Origin of the sequence: Micromonospora sp. DT48, from assembly GCF_049844495.1 — a bacterium.
Taxonomy (GTDB): domain Bacteria; phylum Actinomycetota; class Actinomycetes; order Mycobacteriales; family Micromonosporaceae; genus Micromonospora.
Genome location: NZ_JBNCLE010000016.1, coordinates 15,988 through 39,071, shown reverse-complemented (window position 1 = coordinate 39,071; position 23,084 = coordinate 15,988). Strand labels below are relative to the sequence as shown.

Genomic DNA, 23,084 nt, shown 5'->3' with positions numbered 1-23,084 from the left:
GCCGGGCAGCGCCGTCGCCGGGGCGCACCCCGGTTTGTCCTCCGGGGCACCGGCTCGGGCGCCTTGGGCAGGATACGTAATCCGCGCCGGTCGCACTACCGTCCGTCGAGACTACCGGTACGTTACCGAACCTTCCGAGGACGAACCGCTTGTCGGGTTCGGCCCCGACCGTGACCGGGTCGGCTCAGGAAAGTGCTCCGGAACGGGATTGGCGATCACTGCGTGGCGGGAATACCTGCATGCGAAGGAGGAGCCATGTCGCCCACGCAGATAGTCGTCACCGTCATCGTCATCCTGGTGGTCGCCGCCGTCGCCGCCGCCGTCGTGGTGGCCGGCCGCCGCCGGGCGCTCCGGCAGCGCTTCGGCCCCGAGTACGACCATGTCGTCGCCGAGCAGGACAGCCGCACCGCCGCCGAGCGCGAACTTCGGGACCGGGAGCGCCGGCACGCCGAACTCGAACTGGTCCCGCTCGCCCCCGAATCCCGGGCCCGGTACGCCGAGGCGTGGGAGGAACTCCAGGTGCGTTTCGTCGACTCCCCCGCCGAGACCGTCGGCCAGGCCGACGAACTGGTAACCCGGCTGATCGCCGAACGCGGCTACCCCACGGGTGAGTTCGACGACCAGATCGCTCATCTCTCCGTCGAGCACGCGCGCACGCTGGGCCACTACCGCGACGCGCACGAGATTCACCTGCGCAACTCCCGGGGCGAGGCCAGCACCGAGGACCTTCGCCAGGCAGTCGTCCACTACCGCGCCCTCTTCGGCGACCTGCTCGGCGAGGAGCCGCCGGTCACCGCCGGGGCACCCGAACAGCGCCAGCCCGACGCCGCCCACGACGCCACCAACCGCTGAGGAGAACACCATGCGGCAGCAAGAGCAGCAGCTCAACAACGACCACCCGGAGACCGTACGCTCCGCCCCGGTGGCGGTGCCGACCACCGACGACGACCGGGAGACGATCGCGGACGTCGACGCCTTCGACGAGCCCACGGACCGTGACCTGTCGGAGCCGGACCGGGGCCGCCCCTGGGACGGCCGTCCGGGCGCCGACGACGAAGCGGCCGAGTTCAACGAGCCGGGTCCGGTGCCGACCGCCTTCGGCGCGACCACCGTCGGTGGCGCGGTCGCCGCCTCGGCGCTGGCCAGCCCACGCCCCGAGGACGAGCGTGACCCGCGCGACGAGGAGACCGCTCGCCCCGGCGACGGCGCGGTCGACGGCGAGCGGGAGGGACTGCGGGCGGACCCGACGGCCGAGTTCGACCGGACCGACGACGTGGACGACACCGATGTGGACGGTGTCGACGACAACGACGTGGACGGTGTCGACGACGACGTGGCGGCCTCGGTCGACGGCGAGGCGGCGGATGACCGCGTCGACACGGACCTGACGACGGCCGACGACGACATCCGGGCGACCGCGACGGCCGACGACACGGCGGCGGCGGGCGGGGCCGGCTTCGGCAGCGCCACCCCCACGATGGTCGACCCCGACACGCAGACCGCCGGTACGGGCACGGCCACCTCCGGGGCGACGGTTCCGGCCGGGGCGGCGACCCTGTTCGACGATGCGACGGCGCAGGGCTTCCGGGATCGTTGGCGCGACGTCCAGCTGCGCTTCGTGGACGACCCCCGGGCGGCGGCCGGTGAGGCGCAGTCGCTGGTCGAGGAGGCTATGCAGGCGCTCTCCGCCGCGCTGGCCGAGCACCGCAACAAGCTCGGCAGCTGGCAGGAGTCCGATTCCTCCGACACCGAGCAGCTGCGGGTGGCCGTGCGCGAGTACCGGGACTTCCTCGACCGCGTACTCGGCCGCTGATCACGCCGGCTCAGCACCTCCACACCAGCTGAAGGCGGGTGACCCCGAAGCCGGGGGCACCCGCCTTCGGTGTGTCCCGTCAGGCATGGCCACCGGCGAGGCGGGTACGCGCATCAGGGTCGCGTCGCCAGAGCGCCACGGACAGGAGGGCAGCAACGATGACGGATCGTGATCGACAACGACCGCTGGAGGAGCGCCCCGAGGCGATCGCGGCGGTCGAGGACGACAGCACCGTTCCTCAGCTCGTCACCGGAGGCGGAGCCGACCGGGACAATCCGGTGTTCGCCGAACCGGGTGAGCCGACCGAAAACGCACCGACCGAGAACATCATCGCCGACCCGTACGCCGCAGGGACCGGGGCGACGGGAACCGGCACCGGAGCCGCACCGGACAACATCCGTACCGGCGCGGAGCAGCCCTGGGAGCCGGAGGATCTGGTGATGGCCCGGGGGCAGGATCTGACCGCCGAGAACATCGAGCGGGCGCGGCGTGACCTGGAGGAGGTCGGTCGTGCCGCCATCGAGAGGACGGTGCCCTGATCCGCCTGCGCCACGGTGCGCCCTCGCCAGGACGGCGGTGGCCGGTTGCGGCGTACCGCACGTCAGGCGGGTGACGGCAACCGTGACGCAGGCGGCGCGAGGGGCCCCTGGTCCGACCGGTGCGGTCGGACCAGGGGCCCAGGTGACCTGCCGCCGCAGCGCCTCACCTACTGCCGGCGGCGGGTATGCCGGTACCCGTCAGGACAGCGGCGGGTAGGCGTTGGCCATCAGCTCGGCGAACTGCTCCGGGAACCAGGCACCCGAGATCGGGGCGTTCGGCAGGGCGCCGCTCATGCTGTTGCCGTTGCGCTCGTTGCCCTCGTAGGTCGGGTCGCACATCCGGTCGAAGCCCTTGCCGTCGTTGTTCGGGATCTCCCGGCTGGAGCCGTCCGACTCACCCGGGGGCTTGATCCAGACGTACGCGTCGATACCCGACGCCGGCGCGGCCTTCGGCCGCTCGCCCATGCCCGCACCGGCCTGGTTGCACCAGTTGCCCTTGTGGATGCGGCGGTCGACCCGGCCACCCTCCACGTAGGCGTCCACGCTGGTCGTCGGGCCCGCGCTGGTGGGCCGGTCGCTGCCGCCCCAGCCGTTACGGGAGGTGTCGATCAGCATGCCGATGCTGCTGGGGAAGCCCTGCCGGACCAGTTCCTGACGGAACGCCTGAGCGAAGCTCTGCTCGTCGTTGTACTGATTCCAGTCGATCCAGTTGGACTGCCGCACCGTCTGCCCGTTCACCGAATCGGTGACCTTCACGTACGGCTCGATCAGGGCCGAGTAGTTCGCGGTGTTGGTGATGAAGCCGTGCACGTGGTTCACGGTGCTGCCGGAGGCCGTCGCGGCCTCCTTCAGGATCTGGGCGGTCGGGGTGAAGTTGCTGTCCCAACCGAGCCAGCCGTGGTGCCCGGCGTCGACGTAGTTGTACACGTTCGAGAACGCGCCCAGCTTGGCCAGGGCGTAGCCGACACCCTGCACGTACGCGCCGTTCTCCTTCACCGTGTCGCACATCTCGGTGCCGCCGGCGTTACCGGTGGTGTTGGTCACCAGGTTCGGCAGCGAGTCGACCTCGATGACGTTGATGATCCGCAGGTTGCGGTACTTCGAGTCACCCTGGATCGCCGCGATCGGGTCGATGTACTCGGCCTTGTACCTCGGCAGCTCGTCGGCCTTCAGCTCACCGTTGGAGGCGAGCGCCGCGCAGTCGCGGCCCGGCAGGTTGTAGATGACGAACTGGATGTAGTCCGCGTTCTGCCGCAGCGCCTCGTCCAGGTGGTCCCGGATGCCCATCGGGCCGTTGGACTGGCTGTCCTCGGTGCCCTCGATCGCCGCGATCCGGTCGATCCACACCGCGGTCGAGATGTTCGACACCCGGTTGCCGCCGCTGACCGACTCGGCCTTGGCCTTCCACTCCGGGTTCACGTAGCCCGTGGCGTTCAGGTACGGGTTGTCCACCCTGGTGCCGGGGGGCGGCGGGCTCGTCGGCGGCGGGGAGCTGGGCGGCGGTTCGCTCGGCGGCGGGGAGCTGGGCGGCGGTTCGCTCGGCGGCGGGGAGCTGGGCGGCGGCGGGGTCGTCGGCGTGGTGCCGCCGTTGCAGGCCACACCGTTGACCGTGAACGAGGTGGGCTTCGGGTTGCTGCCGCTCCACGACCCGTTGAAGCCGATGTCCACGCTGGCGCCGGAGGCCAGGTTGCCGTTCCACGACTCGTTCTGCGCGGTCACGTTGCTGCCCGACTGGCTCCACCGGGCCGACCAGCCCTGCACGAGGCGCTGGTTGGAGTCGGGGAACGTGAAGCCGAGCGTCCAGCTACTGAGCGCGTCGCCGACGTTCCTGATCGAGATGTTGGCGGTGAAGCCGCCCTGCCAGTCATTGGTCGTGTACGTCACGTCGCACTGCGTCGCCGCGTGCGCCGCGGTCACGGGAAGCGTGACCAAACCGCCCGCGACCAGCGCGCTCGCGCCGGCCAGCGCGACGGCCCGGCGTCGGCCGGACAGCCTTCTCCACACATTCATGCCACTGATCTCCTTGGGCGAGACCGGATCCGCGTACGGCCCGGCACGTGGCCCGAAGGACGTCCTCCGTGGGACGACCGCCGGTACCAACGGGATTCTTCGGAGCGCCCGACCCGGACGGGCGTTGGTGGTGGTGCGACGACCGGTCTCACCGGTCGGCGGCTAGGTGGTCGTCCGGCGAACCGGATGCCCTCGACACCTGCCTACGCGGTGTGGCTCGGCTCACCGCGTGCAGCGATTCTTGCATGGGAGCGCTTCCATGGCAATGGTTCGATATTTTCGAAACCCTACCGGGACAAATCCCCCACCACTTTCGCGGCTCCGAGCCGCGCGTGCCACCCGACAGGCGGACGGGGCGCCCTTTCCGGTCGAGCAGCCCCACAGAACCCGGCATACCGAACTAATGCCAGAACACGAATCTTTCCCTGCATAAGTCATGAAACGGTCTAACGTCGGTTCTGGCTCGGTTGTTGCCGGCCGCAGGACAACAGGGATGGAGTGACACAGGTCATGGCTAAGAACATGCTGGGGAAGGTTGTTGCGGGTGCTGCCCTCGGCAGCGCCTCCCTGCTGGTGTTCGCGCCGGGGGTCGCGTACGCCGACGGCCAGTCAGACACGGACGACGGCAAGGTCTTCGCCAAGCCGCACGCCGTCAAGGCCGGCGAAGAGGTCAAGCTCGTGCAGATCTGCGGCGAGCCGCAGGAACAGCCCTTCGTCTGGTCCAAGGTCACCGGGAAGGTCAAGCTCACGCCGGCCCAGGGCCGCGACTCGCGGGGCGACCACGGCTGGGGGAACGGCGAACGCGGCGCGGACAGCGAAGGCTGGTCGGGCCACGAGCGTTCACAGCCGGGCGAAGCCGAGTCCGGCAGCGGTTGGGGTGGCGGTGCCGCTGACGCCCGCGACGACTGGAAGGGCGAGGAGCACGGCCAGGACGCCGAGGGTGGCCGCGACAAGAAGGACTGGAAGCGCGAGGACGGCAAGGGCGAGGAGTCCGGAAGCGGCTGGTCGGGTCGGCACGAGAACGGCTCGGACTCCGCCGAACGCGACTGGTCCGGTGAACGCGACTGGTCGGGCGAGTCCAGCGGACACGACTGGTCCGGCGAGCGCGACTGGTCCGGCGAGTCCGGCGGACGCGACTGGTCGGGTGAGTCGGGTGAGCGTGACTGGTCGGGTGAGTCCGGCGAGCACGGCTGGTCGGGCAAGCGCGACCAGGCCGCCGACGAAGCCGACAGCTGGGAGCACAAGAAGGACTTCGTCTACTACGGCGAAGCCCGGGTGGCCCGGGACGCCAAGCCCGGCACGTACGAGCTGGAGGGCTCCTGCGGCACGGGCGAACTGGTCGTCCTGCCGCGCGGTGGGGTCGACGGCGGTGACGGTGGCATCGCCACCGGCGCCGACCGGGGCCTGGCCACGGCCGGGGCGAGCCTGGTCGGCGCCGCCGCACTGGGTGGCCTCGTGCTGATGCGCCGTCGTCGGACCAGTGACTTCACGGCCTGACGCGACGACGAGACGGGCCGACGGCCGTCACGGGAGACCGTGGCGCGCCGTCGGTACCGCCGTCGTCGTCCTGCTCGCCATGCTGGGCTCCGGTCTGATCGGCGCCTCCCTCAAGACCACCGAGCCCGCACGCCCGCCGCAGCCGCTGGCGGGCACCACCGACCCGACCCCGGACAGCCCGTTCACCGAGGCCGACCTCGACCCGGCGACGCGGGCACCGACGGGCCTACCCCGCGCGACCCCCACGATCATCAACATCCCCCGGATCGGTGTGCGGGCCAGCATCATGGCGCTCGGCACCAACCCGGACGGCACCGTCCAGGTACCTCCGCTCGACCAGGCGATGCTCGCCGGCTGGTACGAGCCCGGACCGAGCCCGGGCGAGTCGGGCAACGCGGTCATCGTCGGGCACGTCGACTCCGCCGCGATCGGACCTGCCGTCTTCTTCTCCCTGGGTGCCGTGCAGCCCGGCGACACCATCACCGTCGAACGGGCCGACGGCCGCACGGCGACCTTCCGGGTGGACTCGGTCGCGTCGTACCCGAAGAACTCCTTTCCCACCGAGCAGGTCTACGGCCCCACCGACCGACCGGGACTGCGGGTCGTCACCTGCGGCGGCCAGTTCGACGAGGCGACCGGCAACTACCCCGACAACGTGATCGCCTTCGCCACCCTGACCCCCTGACCCGGTTGGGTGGCGGGGGTCAGGGTGGCGGCGGGGATCAGGTGGCGGCGGAGGTACGGACGAGGGTGCGGATCTGGCGCAGGAGGACCGACAGGGCCGCCAGGTCCGCCCGGGACTCGTCGAACTCACCCATCGCCCGCTCGGCACGGTGGATCGAGGTGGCGTTCGACTGCTCCCACTGCTGGACCCGCTCCTGCGGCGAAAGGTCAGCCGACGTCGATTCGAGCACCTCCGCGGTGAGGGCGGCGAGCGCGGCATACAGGTCGTACCGCAGCGCCATCCGGGCCAGGGTCTGCCACCGGTCCTCCCGTGGCAACAGGGAGATCTTCGACAGCAGCGAGTCCACCCGGAACCGGTCCGAGAGCACGAAGTAGACCGAGGCGACCTCGTCGACGTCCCGCCCGGTGCCGGCGGCGGTCTCCACCACGTCCAGCAGGCCGAAGCTGTACATCAGGCGCGTGCTGAGCTCGGCCAACTCGCGCGGCACACCACGCTCGGTCAGGGAGTCGATGTGCGCGGCGATCGACTCACGCTCGCTGCCGTAGAAAAGCGTCTCCATCTTGGGCAGCAGCCGGGTGATGCCGTCGCGCAGCCGGGCGATCTCCGACGGCACGTCGATCGGCGAGCGGCGGTTGGTCACCAGCCACCGCACCGCCCGGTCGAGCAGCCGTCGGGTGTCGAGGTAGACGTTGGTCTGCAACTCCGGATCGATCCGGTTGTCCAGCGCCTCGACCTCGTCCCACAACCGCCGCAGGCCGAAGACCTCCCGCACCACCACGTACGCCCGGATCACGTCCGCCGCCGTCGCGCCCGTCTCCTCGACCACCCGGAAGACGAACGAGATCCCGCCCCGGTTGATCGCCTCGTTGACCAGCTCGGTGGTCACGATGTCGCGGCGCAGCCGGTGCCGGTCCATCCGGTCGGCGAACCGCTCCCGCATCGGCGTCGGGAAGTAGTTGACCAGCACCTCGCCGGTCCACTCCTCGTCCGGCAGCCGGTCCGCGAGGATCTCCTTCTCCAGGGCGATCTTCACGTACGCCAGCACGACGGCGAACTCCGGCGCGGTCAACCCGGTCTCGGTACGGACCGCCAGTTCCTCGTCCGTCGGCAACGCCTCCAGCGACCGGTTCAGCACACCCGCGCGCTCCAGCGCGGTGATCATGCGGCGGTGCACCGGCAGCAGCGAGGTCGCCTGGGCCTGGGAGTTGTTGATCGCCCGCGCCTGGTCGTAGTTGTCCCGCAGCACCAGGGCGGCGACCTCGTCGGTCATCTGGGCGAGCAACTCGTCCCGCTCGGGCAGGGTCAGCTCGCCGTCGGCGACCGCGGTGTTCAGCAGGATCTTGATGTTCACCTCGTGGTCGGAGCAGTTCACCCCGGCCGCGTTGTCGATGAAGTCGGTGTAGATCCGGCCGCCCGCCTGGGCGTACTCGATCCGGCCGTGCTGGGTGAAGCCCAGGTTGCCGCCCTCACCGACCACCCGGCAGCGCAGGTTGCGGCCATCCACCCGGATCGCGTCGTTGGACTTGTCACCCACCTGGGCGTTGGTCTCGCTGGACGACTTGACGTAGGTGCCGATGCCACCGTTCCAGAACAGGTCGACCGGCGCGGTGAGGATCGCCTTCATCAGCTCCTGCGGGCTCAGCTGCTCGACGTCGTCGTCGAGCCCGAGCACGGTACGCACCTGCGGCGAGATCGGCACCGACTTCGCCGTACGCGGGAAGACCCCACCACCTTCGGAGATCAACTCGGCGTTGTAGTCCTCCCAGGTGGACCGGGCCAACCCGAACAGCCGCTTCCGCTCGGCGTACGAGGCTGCCGCGTCCGGATCCGGGTCGAGGAAGATGTGCCGATGGTCGAAGGCGGCCACCAACCGGATGTGCTGCGAGAGCAGCATGCCGTTACCGAACACGTCACCGGACATGTCGCCGACCCCGACCACGGTGAAGTCCTGGCTCTGGGTGTCATGCCCCAGCTCGCGGAAGTGCCGCTTGACCGACTCCCACGCGCCCCGGGCGGTGATGCCCATCTTCTTGTGGTCGTAACCGGCCGAACCACCGGAGGCGAAGGCGTCACCCAGCCAGAAATCGTGCGCCGTTGAGATCTCGTTGGCGGTGTCGGAGAAGGTCGCGGTGCCCTTGTCCGCCGCCACCACCATGTACGGGTCGTCGCCGTCGTGCCGGACCACGTCCTCCGGTGGCACGATCTCGCCGGCCACGATGTTGTCGGTGACGTCGAGCAGCGCGCCGACGAACTCCTTGTAGCAGGCCACCGCCTCGTCGCGGTCGCCCGGCTTCTGCTTGAGCACGAAGCCGCCCTTGGCGCCCACCGGCACGATCACGGCGTTCTTCACCATCTGCGCCTTGACCAGGCCGAGCACCTCGGTCCGGAAGTCCTCACGCCGGTCCGACCAGCGCAGGCCACCCCGGGCCACCGGCCCGAACCGCAGGTGCACACCCTCGAACCGGGGCGAGTACACGAAGATCTCGTACTTGGGCCGGGGCGCGGGCAGCTCCGGTATCGCCTGCGGATCCAGCTTGAACGCCACGTACGGCTTGGGCCGCCCACCCACCGGCTTCTGATAGAAGCTGGTCCGCAGGGTGGCCTGGATCAGCGAGAGGTACGACCGCAGGATCCGGTCCTGGTCGAGGCTGGCCACGTCGTCGAGCCCGGCGTTGATCTCGGCGACCAACTCCGCGCCGTGCTGCTCGCGCTGCGCGGCGGTACGCGGGCCCGGCTCGAACCGCGCCTCGAACAGCTGCACCAGCAGCGTGGCCAGGTGCGGATACGCGATGAACGTCGACTCCATGTAGTCCTGCGAGAACACCGTGCCGGTCTGGCGCAGGTACTTCGCGTACGCGCGCAGCACCACCACCTGACGCCAGGTCAGCCCGGCGCGCAGCACCAGCTCGTTGAAGCGGTCCACCTCGGCCTCGCCCCGCCACGCCGCCGCGAAGGCGTTCTCCACGTGCGGGCGTACCTCGGCCAGCTCCTGGTGCCCCTCGGGCAGTTGCAGCCCGAAGTCGTACAACCAGATCCGGCCGTCGACCCGTTCCACCTCGTACGGGTGCTCGTCGACGACCTTCACGCCGAGCGAGTGCAGCACCGGCAGCACCGCCGAGAGCATCATCGGCTCGCCGTAGCGGTACACCTTGAACCGGACGTCGAGCAACTCGTCGACGTTCGGGCCCCGACCGCCGGCGCGCGGTGCCGCCTGCTTACGGAACAGGTGCATCTCCAGCTGGCCGGGCTCCTCCAGCAGCTCCAGCTTGGCCAGGTCCTTCATCGCCTCGTACGGCGTGTGCCCGTCCTTGTAGCCCTCCGGGAACGCGTCGGCGTACCGGCTGAACAGGTGCTTGGCCTGCTCGTCGCCGAGCTTGCGTTCCAGCACCAGCCGGTAGTCGTCGTCCCACAACCGGGTGGCGTCGGCCAGCTCCTCGGCCAACAGGTCGGCGTCGATGTCCCCGGGCGGATTCGTCGGGTCGGTACGCACGATGAAGTGCACCCGGGCCAGCATCGACTCGGTCACCCGGGTGGTGTAGTCCACCCCGACGCCGTTCAGCTCCCGCAGCAGGATGTCCTGCATGCGCAACCGGTTCTGGGTGGTGAAGCGGTCCCGGGGCAGGTAGATCAGGCAGGAGATGAACCGCCCGTACGCGTCGCGCCGCAGGAAGACCCGCAGCTGTCGGCGACCGGCCATCCGCAGCACCCCGATGACCGCGTGGTACAGGTCGTCGGTCTTGATCTGGAACAGCTCGTCGCGCGGGTACGTCTCCAGGATCTGCATCAGATCCTTGCCGGAGTGGCTGCGCAGGCTCAGTCCGGAGCGGTCCAGCACCTCGGCGACCTTGCGCCGGACCACCGGCAGCTCCTGCACGCTGGTCCGGTACGCGGCGGTGGAGAACAGGCCCAGGAAACGCCGCTCGCCCACCACCTCACCGTTCTCGTCGAAGATCTTGAAGCCGATGTAGTCGAGGTACGCCGAGCGGTGCACGGTGGCCCGCGAGTTCGCCTTGGTGATGATCAGCAGACGCTTCTCGGTGACCTTCTCGTGCGCCTCGGGCGTCATCGAGGACAGCGCCCGCGCCTCCGGCGAGTCCTGACGCAGGATGCCCAGCCCGGTGCCGAGCACCGCCTCCAGCGCCGACCCGCCGTCGGCGGAGTTCGGTACCAGCCGGTACTCCCGGTAGCCGAGGAAGGTGAAGTGGTCGTGCGCGAGCCAGCGCAACAACTCGACCGAGTCGGTGATGTCCTTCTCCGGCACCGGTGGCCGGTTGTCACTGGTCCGGGCGGCGGCCAACTCGTCGGCGAGGCTGAGGGCGCGCTGGCGCATCTTCGGCCAGTCCTCGACCGCCTCCCGTACGTCGGTCAACACCCGCTGCAACTCGCGCCGCAGCTTCTCCCGCTCCTCCGGGTCGCGGACCGGGTCGATCTCGATGTGCATCCAACTCTCGACCAGGTCGCCGGAGATCGCGTCGTCCGGCTCCACGTCGGCGGCGACCTCGACCAGCCGTCCCAGCGGCTCCCGGCGCACCACCACCAGCGGGTGCACCAGCAGGTGGACGTCGAGATGGTGGGTGTTGAGCAGGGCGGTCACCGAATCGACCAGGAACGGCATGTCGTCGGTGACGATCTCGATGACGCTGTGGTGCTGCTCCGCGTCGGGTGAGTGGATCCGCAGCTTCAACTCACCCGGCACCCGCTGCCGGGCCAGTTCCCGGTGCTCGCGGGCGGCGTCGAGCATCTCCTCGGCGGTGAACCCGATCAGCTCCTCGTCGGGCGCGAACCGCCAGAACCGGCTCACCAGGGTCGCCGCGTCGTGGTCGTCGCCGGCCAGCGCCACCGCCTGGGCCACCAGCCGCTCGGCGTTCGGCACCGGCTCGTCGAGTTCGCCGTCCTCCGATTCGGCGAGCGCCTCCGGCGGCAGCCCGAGATCGTAGAGGGTGTCGATGCTGGAACCGGTCATCCCGGTCGCACCTGTGTCTAGCCGACCGAAACCGTCCCCGTCGGTCGCCGTGTCGAAACTGTCGTCCCGGCCGGTCTCAGCCAGCCGGATGTCGGGTTCCGGGTTGATCGCCGGACGCCGGTCCATCGGTGCCACTCCCCTCGACCCACAGCGCTGTGGGTCACTCTGCCGCCAAGCCTAGGCCGACCGCCCGGTTTCGCCGTCGGCGGACCACCGGCCGGCCATCCGGATCTTCGACGTCGTCCTTTCACCCGTTGCGGTACGAGGTTCGGCCGGGTTCGGAGTACCCCGCCTGAAGTTGTTCATCACACCGTCACGAGACCGTCTTTTCCCAGCCAGGTACGCCCGGGGCAGTGGCAGGTGCCTCGGCGTACTAGCGTGCGGAGCAGCCGACCAGGAGGAAGCCCCTGATGTACGTACCGCGCCAACGCCACCGCAGCCGGTCGACCCTGGCCGCCGCCGCTGCCTGTCTGGTCGTGGCGGCGAGTCTGGTCGCCTGCTCCGGCGAGGACGGCCCGCAGCGCACCGTCGATGCCTTCCTGGAGGGGTGGCGCAAGGGTGACCTGAACGCGGTCGGCTTCGTCGACCCGACCGGCGCGAAGGTTCCCGCCGTGGACGTGGTCCGGGAGATCCGGGAACTCTCCGGTGAGCTGGTCGACGCACCGCTCACGTTGAGCCGTCAGGGCGATCCCGAGGTGGTCCAGAAGACCGCCACCGCCACCATCCGCGCCCAGTGGACGTTGCCGGGCGGCACGGACTGGACGTACGACCGGCCGGTGCGACTCACCCAGGGCCGCGACGACCAGTGGCAGGTGATCTGGGAGCCGCAGATCGTCCAGGAACAGCTCACCCGGGGCGACCGGCTGGGGCTGCGGCGGGACCGGGCGTCCCGGGCCAGCGTGCTCGACAGCGCCGGTGAGCCGATCGTGAAACCGCGTGGCGTGGTCCGGGTCGGTCTACAGCCCAATCAGGTGACCGACGTCGAGGCCATGGTCCGCGAACTGGACGCCGCCTTCCGCGCCATCCGGCCGACCATCACCCCGCCAGTCGACCTGTCCGACCTGCCCAAGCGGTTGGCCGAGGCGAAACCGGACGCTTTCGTCGAGGTGGTCACCTTGCGTGACGAGGCGTACCGGCAGATCAGATCTCGGATCCACCCCCTGCCGGGGACGAAGTTCCCGACCGACACGCTGGAGCTCGCCCCCACCCGCGAGTTCGCCCGTGCCGTGCTCGGCAGCGTCGATCCCGCCTTCGCCGAAGACCTCGCCGAGCATCCCGACCGGTACTCCCCGGGAGACCTCGTCGGTCACGGCGGGTTGCAGGGTCGCTGGGACGATCGACTACGCGGCGTGCCGGGGTTGACCGTCGTCATCAACCAGGCCGGGCCGAACGGCACTGTGGAGTCGACCGACACCGAGGTGTTCCGCGTCGAGCCACAGCCCGGCCAGCCGGTTCACACGACCCTCGACGTGGCTACCCAGAACGCCGCCGACTCGGCGTTGCGCGGCGAGCGCCGCCGGTCCGCGCTGGTGGCCGTACGGATCACCGACGGTGCCGTGCTCGCCGCCGCCAACGGCCCCGGCGCGGCCGGGGAGAACCTCGCCTTCACCGCGCAGGTGCCCCCCGGTTCGACCTTCAAGATGGTCAGCGCCTTCGGGCTGATCGAGCGGGGCGCGGTGACCCCCGACAGCACGGTCGCCTGCCCGAAGACGTTCACCGTGGACGGGCGCTCCTTCAAGAACTCGAACGACTTCGCCCTCGGCGAGGTGCCGTTCCGCACCGATTTCGCCAAGTCGTGCAACACCGCCTTCGCCGCGCTCGCTCCCCAACTGGGCGCGGACGGGCTGGCCGTCGCCGGACGCGCCCTGGGCCTGGAGGGCGAATGGGGTGATCTTGGTCTGGACGCGTTCACCGGGAAGGTGTCGGCGGGTGGCGGCGCCACCGAACAGGCCGCCGCGGCGATCGGGCAGGGCACGACCGTGGTCAGCCCGCTGGCCATGGCCGCGGCGACCGCGGCGGTGGCCAAGGGCCAGTTCGTCCCACCGAAGCTGCTGCTCGACCCGGCACCGGAGCAGGCCGCCGAGCCGGGCCCGCAACTGAACGCCGAGGCGGTCGCCGCGGTGCGGGAGATGATGCGCGAGGTGGTCACCACCGGCACCGGCACCGCCTTGCGGGACGTGCCGGGCGAGCCGGTACACGGCAAGACCGGCACCGCCGAGTACGACAACAACCCAAAGAACACCCACGCCTGGTTCGTCGGCTGGCAGGGCGACATCGCGTTCGCGGTCTTCGTCGAGAAGGGCGGCTCGGGCAGCGGCACCGCGGTACCGATCGCGGAACGATTCCTGCGTGCTCTCCCCCGCTGAAGCCTCGGTGCGGCCAAGGCCGTCGGCCCGGTCCCCGGCGACGTCAGCCGAGCAGGACGTCGCCGTCGTCCTCGATCGCGTGGGAGGGCGTCGGCACCTCCGCGCGGCCACCGGAATCGGGGGCGACCACGCCGACCGGTTCCGGGTCCGGCTGTGCACCGGCAGTGGCCGCGACGCCCGCACCGGCGGCGGGTACGGCTTCGTCGGCCAGGACGGGAGAAACGAGTTTCATCGGATCGGATCCAACCGACGGCCTGGCCGACGGTGGCCGTTCGGAACGCGGTCGCGGTGGCTTCGAGCCGGGAGCGGTCACCGGACGCAGGCCGGACACGACGGTGTTGACGATCTCCGCGGCATACGCCCCGTCCGGGTCGTAGTCGGGATCGAACACGGTCAGTTCGACGCCGAGGCAGTGCGGGGTGTCGACCAGACCGGCGAGCAGGATCTCCAGCTCGGCGAAGGCGATGCCACCCGGGTCCGGCGCGTCGACCGCCGGCATCACGGCGGGATCGAGCACGTCCAGATCGACGTGTACCCAGTAGCCGGCGCAGTCGGCGAGTTGCTCGTGCGCCCACTGGGCGGTACGCGCCGCGCCCTCGGCCCGCAACGCCGGCACCGGCCGGGTGATGATCCCGGCGGCCTGGAGGTCGAGCCGATACTCGTCCTGCGCCCGGATGCCGAGCACCACCACGTCCACGTCCCGGAAGTAGGGACGGCGGCCCTCAATGGCCGCGAGGTCGGCCTGGCCCCGGCCGGTGACCAGGGCGAGATCCTCGCCCGCCGCCGCACCCACGTACGAGGCGTTGCCGGGATGCCGGAAGTCGGAGTGGCCGTCGACGAAGACCAGCCCGATCCGGCCGCCGACGGCCTCCCCGAGCCGGTGCATGGCCAACGCCGAGCCGAGCAGGATCGAACAGTCACCGCCGAGGACCAGGGGGAACTCGCCCCGGTCGATGATCGCGCCGATCCGGTCGGCCAGCGCCACGGAGTAGCCGGCGATCTCCCTCGCGTGGCAGACGCCGTCGCCGGGTCGCCAGTCACCGGCGTCGTAACGCGGCGGAGTCAGGTGACCCGCGTCCCGGGCGCGCAGGCGCGGCAGCAGGCCCTGGTCCCGTAGCGCACCCGGCGCCTTGCCGCAGCCGGGGACCGAGGTGGGGGTGGGTGGGCGCAGACCGAGGTTGCTCGGCGCGTCGAGGACGGCGATTCGGCGCATCATGGGCCACTGTCGTTCAGGACTGTGGAGCTCGCAAGCTCACTCCTCGCGCTCACCGAAGCCCATGCGTTCAGGACTGTGGAGCTCGCAAGCTCACTCCTCGCGCTCACCGAAGCCCATGCGTTCACGACTGCGGGGCTCGCAAGCTCACTCCTCGCGCTCACCTAGGCTCCGTCCGTTTCGCTTGTCGGGGCGGGCCGGCGGCACGCCGGCCCGCGCTGGCGTGGCAGGTACTCAGAACAGGGCGCTGGCCAGAGCTCGGCGGGCCGAGGCGACTACCGGATCCTCGGGACCGGCGATGGTGAACAGGCCGACCAGGTGCTGTCGGACCTTCTCCCGGTCGTCTCCACCGGTGCGGCGGACCAGCCCGACCAGCCGCTGGTACGCCTGCTCGGCCAGACCACTGAGCACCTCGATGTCGGCGGCGAGCAGCTGGGCGTCGACGTCGTCCGGGTTGGCCTCCGCCGCGGTGAGCGCGGCCTGCGGATCGGTGCCGGCCACCCGGCGGGCGAGCCCCACCTGGGCCAGCCCGGCCTCGGCGGCGGCGTCCGTCGGGGTCTCGGCGAGGATCTTCCGGTACGCCTGCTCGGCGGCGTCCAGGTCGCCACTCATCAGCGCGTCGTCCGCCTCGCCGAGCCGGGGGTCCTCCGTCTCGGCCACGCTCACCCCGCCCGCCTTGAGCACGGCCTGGATCCACTGACGCAGCTGCGCCTCGGGTACCACTCCGGAGAACGCGTCAACCGGCTGCCCGCCGACCACCGCGTACACCATCGGGATGCCCTGGACCCGGAACATCTGCGCGAGCCTCGGGTTGGCGTCCACGTCGACCTTGGCGAGCACCCAGGCACCGCCACCCTCGACCGCCAGTCGTTCCAGCACCGGGGAGAGCTGCTTGCAGGGCTGACACCACTCGGCCCAGAAGTCGACCACGACGGGTGTTGTCAGCGAGCGCTCCAGGACCTCCGACTGGAAGGTCGCCTCGGTCACGTCGACGACGGTGACCCCGCCGACAGCACCACCGGGTGCGCCGGCGGGCGGGCCGGCCTGGACCGGCGCCGGGGCGGAACTGGGGGCAGGGGTGCGCAGCGCGCTGAGGTCGACCGCGCCGCGGGTAAAGATCGACGAGGTGATCCGTGGGTCGCTCATGGTTATCTAGTCTCGCACGCAGTTCCCCGAACTCCGATCAGCCTCGGCCCGCGCAGTTGCCGCTGTCACCCCTGCCCAGCCGCCTGATGGGGCGAAGGTCAGAACCGTGCGGGCTCGCGGTAAACGCCCCATTCGGCGCGCAGCGCGTCGCAGATCTCGCCGAGCGTCGCCTCCGCCCGGACGGCGTCGAGCATCGCCGGGATCATGTTCTCCCCGGTACGGCTCACCGCGACCATCGCCTCGACCGCGGCACGGACCCGGGCATCGTCCCGGCCGCGCTTGCGTTCGGCCAGCATCCGGCGCTGCTCCAACTCCACCTCGTGCGAGATACGCAGGATCTCCAGTTCCTTGGCGACCGTGCCGGTGTGGCAGTTGACGCCGACGATCTTCTTCTCGCCCTTCTCCAGCGCCTGCTGGTAGGCGAACGCGGCCTCGGCGATCTGCCCGGTGAACCAGCCGTCCTCGATACCGCGCAGGATGCCGGAGGTCATCGGGCCGATGGTGTGCGGGCCGTCGCCACCGAGCGCCCGGATCCGGGCGAAGATCTCCTCCGCCTCCGCCTCGATCCGGTCGGTGAGCGCCTCGACGTACCACGAGCCGCCCAGCGGGTCGGCCACGTTGGTCACCCCGATCTCCTCCATCAGCACCTGCTGCGTACGCAGGGCGATCTCGGCGGACTCGTCGGTGGGCAGCGCGAGGGTCTCGTCCAGGGCGTTGGTGTGCAGCGAGTTGGTGCCGCCGAGCACCGCGGCGAGCGCCTCGACGGCGGTGCGTACAACGTTGTTGACCGGCTGCTGCGCGGTCAGCGACACACCGGCGGTCTGCGTGTGGAACCGCAGCCAGAGCGCCTTCTCACTGGTCGCGCCGTAGACGTCGCGCAGCCAGCGGGCCCAGATCCGGCGGGCGGCACGGAACTTGGCGATCTCCTCGAAGAAGTCGACGTGCGAGTCGAAGAAGAAGCTCAGACCGGGGGCGAAGACGTTGACGTCGAGTCCCCGCGACAGCCCCAGCTCGACGTAGCCGAAGCCGTCGGCCAGGGTGAACGCCAGTTCCTGCGCGGCGGTGGAGCCGGCCTCGCGGATGTGGTACCCGGAGACCGACAGCGGTTTGTAGCGCGGGATCTCCGCCGCGCAGTACTCCATCAGGTCGCCGATCAGGCGCAGGTGCGGCTCCGGGTCGAACAGCCACTCCTTCTGCGCGATGTACTCCTTGAAGATGTCGGTCTGCAACGTGCCGTCGAGGCTCGACAGGTCGGCGCCCTGCCGCTCGGCGGCCACCAGGTACATGCAGAACACCGGCACCGCCGGGCCGGAGATGGTCATGCTCGTGGTGACCCCGGCGAGGTCGATGCCGTCGAAGAGCACCTCCATGTCGGCGGCGCTGTCCACCGCCACCCCACAGTGGCCGACCTCGCCGAGCGACTGCGGGTCGTCGGAGTCGCGCCCCATCAGCGTGGGCATGTCGAAGGCGACCGAGAGCCCGCCACCGCCCGCGCCCAGGATCATCTTGTAGCGCTCGTTGGTCTGGCGGGCGTTACCGAACCCGGCGAACTGACGGATGGTCCAGGTCCGCCCCCGGTAGCCGGTCGGGTAGAGGCCCCGCGTGTAGGGATACTCCCCGGGCCAGCCGATCCGCTCGAAGCCCGGGTACGCGGCCCCCTCCGGCGGCCCGTAGACCGGCTCGACGGGCATCCCGGAGAGCGTGGTGAAGTCGGCGTCCCGCTTGCGCGCGGCGTCGTAGCGGGCCTGCCAGCGGGCCCGCCCGGCCGCGATCTCGTCGGCGTTCATCCCCGGGCTCCTCCTCGAGTCCTCGACTGCACGTCGAGTGTAGAGCCCTTACCTGAACGATCGATAAGGAAGTTCGTACCGACCAGTAACTGAGCTGCGCGAACTCAGGCGGGGTCACCGCCGATAGCCACGTCGTCCACCCGGATGTTGATCTCGTCGACCCGCAGCCCGTACGCCTCGACCGCCCGGGTCACCTCGACCCGCACCGCCGTGGTCACCTCGGGCACCGGATGCCCGGCGTCGGTCACGATGACCAGGTTGATCACGGCACCACCGTTGGTCACGTGCGCCGAGCATCCCCGCCGGGCGTCGCCGACCTGGTCGAGCCCGACCCGGTCCAGCACCGCGTTGAAGAACCGGGCGATGTCGCCACCCAACTCGACCACGCCGGGCACGGACTTCGCCGCGGCCACCGCGATCTTCTCCACCACCTCGTCCGAGACATGCGTACGCCCACCCGCGACCGCGTCGGGCGTCATCGCCAGCTCCTGCGTCATCTCGTGGTCCATGCGTCCCCCAGCGGCCTTCGCAGCACCCGCGCAACCCACGCGGCGGTGCGAGCCTAACCGTCTTCGGCGGTCCGCAGTGGACGTGGTCACCCGGACAGCTGAGCGAGCAACGCCTCGGCCGCCGCGTACGGATCGGTCGAACCGGCCGCCACCTCGGCGGCGAGCGCCGGCAACTGCGTACCGTCGCGCAGCGAGCCGATCCGGGCGCGCAGCGCACCGAGCGCGATCGCCTCGACCTCGGCGGCGGCCCGCGCCTCCCGCCGTCGCCGCAACTCGTCGTGCTCGACCAGCCAGGCGCGATGCTTGTCGATGGCGGCGGCGACGTCGTCGATGCCCTCACCCCGGGCGGCGATCGCCCGCACCACCTGCGGACGCCACTGACCGGGCCCGCGCTCACCCAGCGCGATCATGCCCTGGATGTCCCGCACGGTGGCGTCGGCGCCGTCCCGGTCGGCCTTGTTGACCACGAAGACGTCGGCGATCTCCAGGATGCCGGCCTTCACCGCCTGGATCGCGTCGCCCATGCCGGGTGCGAGCAACACCAGCGTGGTGTCGGCCAGCGAGGCCACCTCGACCTCCGCCTGCCCGACGCCGACGGTCTCGACCAGCACCACGTCGCAGCCGGCGCCCTCCAGCACCCGCACCGCCTGCGGAGTCGCCGCCGACAGCCCACCGAGGTGCCCCCGGCTGGACATCGAACGGATGTAGACGCCGGGGTCGGTGGCATGGTCCTGCATCCGCACCCGGTCGCCGAGGATGGCACCGCCGGTGAACGGGCTCGACGGGTCGATGGCCAGCACGCCGACGCGATGGCCCCGGCTGCGCAGGGCCCGGACCAGTTCGTTGGTGGTGGTGGACTTGCCCACGCCCGGAGAGCCGGTCAGGCCGACCACCTGGGCCCGCCCGGTGTACGGCGCGAGCGCCGCGGCGATGGCCGGGACCGTCTCGTCGCCCGACTCGACCAGGGTGATCAGCCGGGCGACCGCACGGGGGTCACCGTCGCGAGCCCGTTCGACCAGCATCGGGACGTCCCGACTGCGGCGCACCGAGCCGGCGGCCGCCACCGGGACGCGGGTGTTCGACTCGCTCACAGATCGGTCTCGGTGGGGTCGGGAACGTGGATGATCAGCGCGTCGCCCTGGCCACCGCCGCCGCAGAGCGCCGCCGCACCGGTGCCACCGCCACGCCGCTTCAGCTCCAGCGCGAGGGTGAGCACCAGCCGGGCACCGGACATGCCGATCGGGTGACCGAGCGCGATCGCGCCGCCGTTGACGTTCACCTTGTCGGGGCTGATCCCGAGGTCACGGGTCGACTGGATGCCGACCTGGGCGAACGCCTCGTTGATCTCGATCAGGTCGAGGTCGGAGATGCTCAGACCACCCTTGCGCAGCGCGTGCTGGATGGCGTTGGACGGCTGCGAGTGCAGGGAGTTGTCCGGGCCGGCGACGTTGCCGTGCGCTCCCACCTCGGCCAGCCAGGCCAGGCCCAGCTCCTTGGCCTTCGCCTTGCTCATGACCACCACCGCGGCGGCCCCGTCGGAGATCGGCGAGGAACTGCCGGCGGTGATGGTGCCGTCGGCGGTGAACGCCGGGCGGAGCTTGGCCAGGGACTCGGCGGTGGTGTCCGGCCGGATCCCCTCGTCCTCGCTGATCACCAGTGGGTCACCCTTGCGCTGCGGGATGACCACCGGGGTGATCTCCTCGGCGAAGTGGCCGTTCTTCTGCGCGGCCGCGGCACGCTGGTGGCTGGCAGCTGCGAACTCGTCCTGCTCGCGGCGGGTGATGCCCCGGGTGTGGCCGTGCCGCTCGGTGGACTCACCCATCGAGCAACAGTCCCAGGCGTCGGTGAGCCCGTCGAGCGCCATGTGGTCCTTGACCACCACGTCGCCGTACTTGTAGCCACCGCGCTGGCCGAGCAGCAGGTGCGGGGCGTTGGTCATCGACTCCATGCCGCCGGCCACCACGATGTCGAACTCACCGGCCCGGATCAGCTGGTCGGCCAGGGCGATCGCGTCCAGGCCGGAGAGGCAGACCTTGTTGATGGTCAGGGCCGGTACGGACATCGGGATGCCCGCCTCGACGGCCGCCTGCCGGGCGGGGATCTGCCCGGTGCCGGCCTGGAGCACCTGGCCCATGATCACGTACTGCACCTGGTCGGGTGCGACTCCCGCCCGTTCGAGCGCGGCGGAGATCGCGATGCCGCCGAGTTTCGTCGCCGGTAGGTCCTTGAGGTTTCCCAGCAGGCGCCCCATCGGGGTCCGCGCGCCGCTGACGATCACCGAAGCCATACCTGCCTCCGAGGGGGGGTGCCGACCTGTACGCCTTAACGACTGTTCGGCCAGACTAACGTCATGGTTGAGAACTCCCCCGTCGAGCCCGCTGCCGACTATGTCACAGACATCGGACTACTCCGAATCGACCATATCGGGATAGCGGTGGCCGACCTCGACGCCGCCGTCGCCTTCTATCAGCGCACCTTCGGCATGCGCTGCGTGCACACGGAGACCAACACCGAGCAGGGCGTCCGGGAGGCGATGCTGGCGGTCGGGCCCCGCACCGAGGACGGCTGCGTGCAACTGCTCGCGCCGTTGTCCCCGGAGTCCACGATCGCGAAGTTCCTGGACCGCAACGGTCCGGGCGTCCAGCAGGTGGCGTACACGGTGGCGGACATCGACACGGCCTGCGCGGCGCTGCGCGAGCGCGGTTTGCGGCTGCTCTACGAGACCCCGAGACGCGGCACCGCCGGCTCCCGGATCAACTTCGTCCACCCCAAGGACGCCGGGGGCGTGCTGGTCGAGCTGGTGCAACCGGCCGACGCACCCCACTGACCACCCGCGCACGGCGCGGAGGTGCATGTTCGCTCGGGCGAGCGCGCACCTCCGCGCAGTGGCCGATGCACTTTTTCACAGCAGGCTATCCACCCAAGCTACCGTTCAGTAACCTCCGGCCTCACAGCAGCCCGAAGGCGCGGGATGTGGTGGCGGCCGACATGGTGACCGCCACCGACCGGCGTCGACGATGGCAGCCCCAGGCCCGCCGCCGTCGCGGCGAGAACCGGAGGTCACCGTGCAGGACATCGTTGAGGCCATCATGGCGGCGGACGGGTCGACCGACCCGGCGCGCGAGCTGGCCGGCGTCGCGGGACTACCGGTGCCGGCCAGCTATCGGGGCGTGGTCGTCCGGGCCGAGGAGACCCGGATGTTCGACGGCCTGGCGACCCGGGACAAGGACCCCCGCAAGGCGCTGCACCTACAGGAGGTGCCGACCCCCGAACTCGGCCCGGGTGAGGCCCTGGTCGCGGTGATGGCCAGCGCCATCAACTACAACACCGTCTGGACCAGCATCTTCGAACCGCTACCCACCTTCAAGTTCCTCCAGCGCTACGGCCGCAGCTCCGAGTTGGCCCGGCGGCACGACCTGCCGTACCACGTGGTCGGCTCGGACGCGGCCGGGGTGGTGCTGCGGGTCGGTGCCGGGGTGAGCCGCTGGCGTCCGGGCGACGAGGTGGTGGCCCACTGCCTGTCGGTCGAGTTGGAGGACGCGGCCGGCCATGACGACACGATGCTCGACCCACAGCAACGAATCTGGGGGTTCGAGACCAACTTCGGCGGCCTGGCCGAGCTTGCCGTGGTCAAGGCCAACCAGCTGATGCCCAAGCCGGCGCACCTGAGCTGGGAGGAGGCGGCCAGCCCGGGCCTGGTCAACTCGACGGCGTACCGGCAGCTCGTGTCGCATCACGGCGCGAACATGAAGCAGGGTGACGTGGTGCTGATCTGGGGCGCCTCGGGCGGCCTGGGCAGCTACGCCACCCAGCTTGCCCTCAACGGTGGCGCCATCCCGGTCTGCGTCGTCTCCTCGCCGGAGAAGGCGGAACTGTGCCGTCGGATGGGTGCCGAGCTGGTCATCGACCGCGCCGCCGAGGGCTTCCGGTTCTGGTCGGACGAACAGACCCAGGAGCCGGACGAGTGGCGGCGCTTCGGTGAACGGATCCGGGAACTCACCGGCGGTGAGGACCCGGACATCGTCTTCGAGCATCCGGGCCGGGAGACCTTCGGCGCCAGCGTCTACGTCGCCAAGCGCGGCGGCACCATCGTCACCTGCGCCTCCACCAGCGGCTTCCTGCACCAGTACGACAACCGCTACCTCTGGATGCACCTCAAGCGCATCGTGGGCAGCCACTTCGCCAACTACCGGGAGGCGTGGGAGGCCAACCGGCTGGTGTCGCTGGGCAGGGTCCATCCCACGGTGTCGAAGACGTACGCCCTGGAACAGACCGGCCAGGCCGCGTACGAGGTGCACCGCAACGCCCACCAGGGCAAGGTCGGCGTCCGCTGCCTGGCCCCTGAGGACGGACTCGGCGTACGTGACCCCGAGCTGCGGGCCCGGCACGCCGAGGCGATCAACCGGTTCCGCGGGCGCTGACCTGACGGCCGAGGCCCGGATGGCCATTCGGTGATCGCCGATTGGCTTTCCACACAGCCGGTCGGACCCCCATTCGTGCGACCGGCCGACGCCGGAAACAAAGGGCCGTGGGACTAGCTCCCACGGCCCTTTTTC

General features: G+C 70.6%; 16 protein-coding genes. 8 read left to right on the top strand and 8 right to left on the bottom strand.

What is annotated here, in order from left to right; all coding sequences use genetic code 11:
• Positions 1–255: 255 nt before the first annotated feature.
• The 3 genes from ACLQ2S_RS19710 to ACLQ2S_RS19700 all read left to right on the top strand — a co-directional run bounded on the left by ACLQ2S_RS19710 (position 256) and on the right by ACLQ2S_RS19700 (position 2,352).
• Positions 256–852, top strand: a complete 597-nt coding sequence (locus ACLQ2S_RS19710; protein WP_425702275.1) for a hypothetical protein — start codon at positions 256–258, stop codon at positions 850–852.
• 10 nt (positions 853–862) lie between these two features.
• Positions 863–1,813, top strand: coding sequence for a hypothetical protein (locus ACLQ2S_RS19705; protein WP_425702274.1), 951 nt, complete (start codon positions 863–865; stop codon positions 1,811–1,813).
• Positions 1,814–1,971: 158 nt separating this feature from the next.
• The gene (locus tag ACLQ2S_RS19700; protein ID WP_155221169.1) at positions 1,972–2,352 is read left to right on the top strand and encodes a hypothetical protein; all 381 of its coding nucleotides are present in this window, start codon (positions 1,972–1,974) and stop codon (positions 2,350–2,352) included.
• 198 nt (positions 2,353–2,550) lie between these two features.
• Here the strand turns inward: ACLQ2S_RS19700 and ACLQ2S_RS19695 are convergent, their stop codons facing one another.
• Entirely contained in the window at positions 2,551–4,362 is a 1,812-nt protein-coding gene (locus ACLQ2S_RS19695) for a glycoside hydrolase family 6 protein (RefSeq protein WP_155221171.1), read from the bottom strand.
• Positions 4,363–4,872: 510 nt separating this feature from the next.
• On the opposite strand from ACLQ2S_RS19695, the gene ACLQ2S_RS19690 reads away from it, so the two are divergent.
• Both ACLQ2S_RS19690 and ACLQ2S_RS19685 read left to right on the top strand, forming a co-directional pair.
• Positions 4,873–5,859, top strand: coding sequence for a hypothetical protein (locus ACLQ2S_RS19690; RefSeq protein WP_155221173.1), 987 nt, complete (start codon positions 4,873–4,875; stop codon positions 5,857–5,859).
• A gap of 79 nt (positions 5,860–5,938) precedes the next feature.
• Positions 5,939–6,544, top strand: coding sequence for a class F sortase (locus tag ACLQ2S_RS19685; RefSeq protein ID WP_155221175.1), 606 nt, complete (start codon positions 5,939–5,941; stop codon positions 6,542–6,544).
• A gap of 37 nt (positions 6,545–6,581) precedes the next feature.
• Here ACLQ2S_RS19685 and ACLQ2S_RS19680 read toward each other — a convergent pair whose 3' ends face one another.
• Positions 6,582–11,633, bottom strand: a complete 5,052-nt coding sequence (locus tag ACLQ2S_RS19680; protein WP_425702273.1) for an NAD-glutamate dehydrogenase — start codon at positions 11,631–11,633, stop codon at positions 6,582–6,584.
• A 284-nt stretch (positions 11,634–11,917) separates the two neighbouring features.
• Between ACLQ2S_RS19680 and ACLQ2S_RS19675 the strand changes: the two genes are divergently transcribed.
• Positions 11,918–13,873 carry a penicillin-binding transpeptidase domain-containing protein gene (locus tag ACLQ2S_RS19675; protein WP_425702272.1) on the top strand — a complete coding sequence of 652 codons (1,956 nt, stop codon included), beginning with the start codon at positions 11,918–11,920 and terminating at the stop codon, positions 13,871–13,873.
• A 43-nt stretch (positions 13,874–13,916) separates the two neighbouring features.
• Here ACLQ2S_RS19675 and ACLQ2S_RS19670 read toward each other — a convergent pair whose 3' ends face one another.
• From ACLQ2S_RS19670 to ACLQ2S_RS19645, 6 genes are all read right to left on the bottom strand, one after another.
• Complete coding sequence (locus tag ACLQ2S_RS19670; RefSeq protein WP_425702271.1) at positions 13,917–15,089, bottom strand: arginase family protein; 1,173 nt, start codon at positions 15,087–15,089, stop codon at positions 13,917–13,919.
• A gap of 231 nt (positions 15,090–15,320) precedes the next feature.
• Positions 15,321–16,232, bottom strand: a complete 912-nt coding sequence (locus tag ACLQ2S_RS19665) for a tetratricopeptide repeat protein (RefSeq protein WP_425702270.1) — start codon at positions 16,230–16,232, stop codon at positions 15,321–15,323.
• Positions 16,233–16,330: 98 nt separating this feature from the next.
• Positions 16,331–18,019, bottom strand: coding sequence for an acyl-CoA mutase large subunit family protein (locus tag ACLQ2S_RS19660; protein WP_155221190.1), 1,689 nt, complete (start codon positions 18,017–18,019; stop codon positions 16,331–16,333).
• 104 nt (positions 18,020–18,123) lie between these two features.
• Positions 18,124–18,516: an Asp23/Gls24 family envelope stress response protein gene (locus tag ACLQ2S_RS19655; protein ID WP_230462819.1), complete on the bottom strand. Its 393-nt coding sequence runs from the start codon at positions 18,514–18,516 to the stop codon at positions 18,124–18,126.
• A 98-nt stretch (positions 18,517–18,614) separates the two neighbouring features.
• Positions 18,615–19,550, bottom strand: coding sequence for a methylmalonyl Co-A mutase-associated GTPase MeaB (meaB, locus tag ACLQ2S_RS19650; RefSeq protein WP_155221258.1), 936 nt, complete (start codon positions 19,548–19,550; stop codon positions 18,615–18,617).
• A 65-nt stretch (positions 19,551–19,615) separates the two neighbouring features.
• Positions 19,616–20,815, bottom strand: a complete 1,200-nt coding sequence (locus ACLQ2S_RS19645; RefSeq protein ID WP_155221194.1) for an acetyl-CoA C-acetyltransferase — start codon at positions 20,813–20,815, stop codon at positions 19,616–19,618.
• Positions 20,816–20,878: 63 nt separating this feature from the next.
• Between ACLQ2S_RS19645 and mce the strand changes: the two genes are divergently transcribed.
• Complete coding sequence (gene mce, locus ACLQ2S_RS19640; protein ID WP_155221196.1) at positions 20,879–21,355, top strand: methylmalonyl-CoA epimerase; 477 nt, start codon at positions 20,879–20,881, stop codon at positions 21,353–21,355.
• Positions 21,356–21,593: 238 nt separating this feature from the next.
• Positions 21,594–22,949: a crotonyl-CoA carboxylase/reductase gene (ccrA, locus tag ACLQ2S_RS19635; protein ID WP_309223704.1), complete on the top strand. Its 1,356-nt coding sequence runs from the start codon at positions 21,594–21,596 to the stop codon at positions 22,947–22,949.
• Positions 22,950–23,084: the final 135 nt, after the last annotated feature.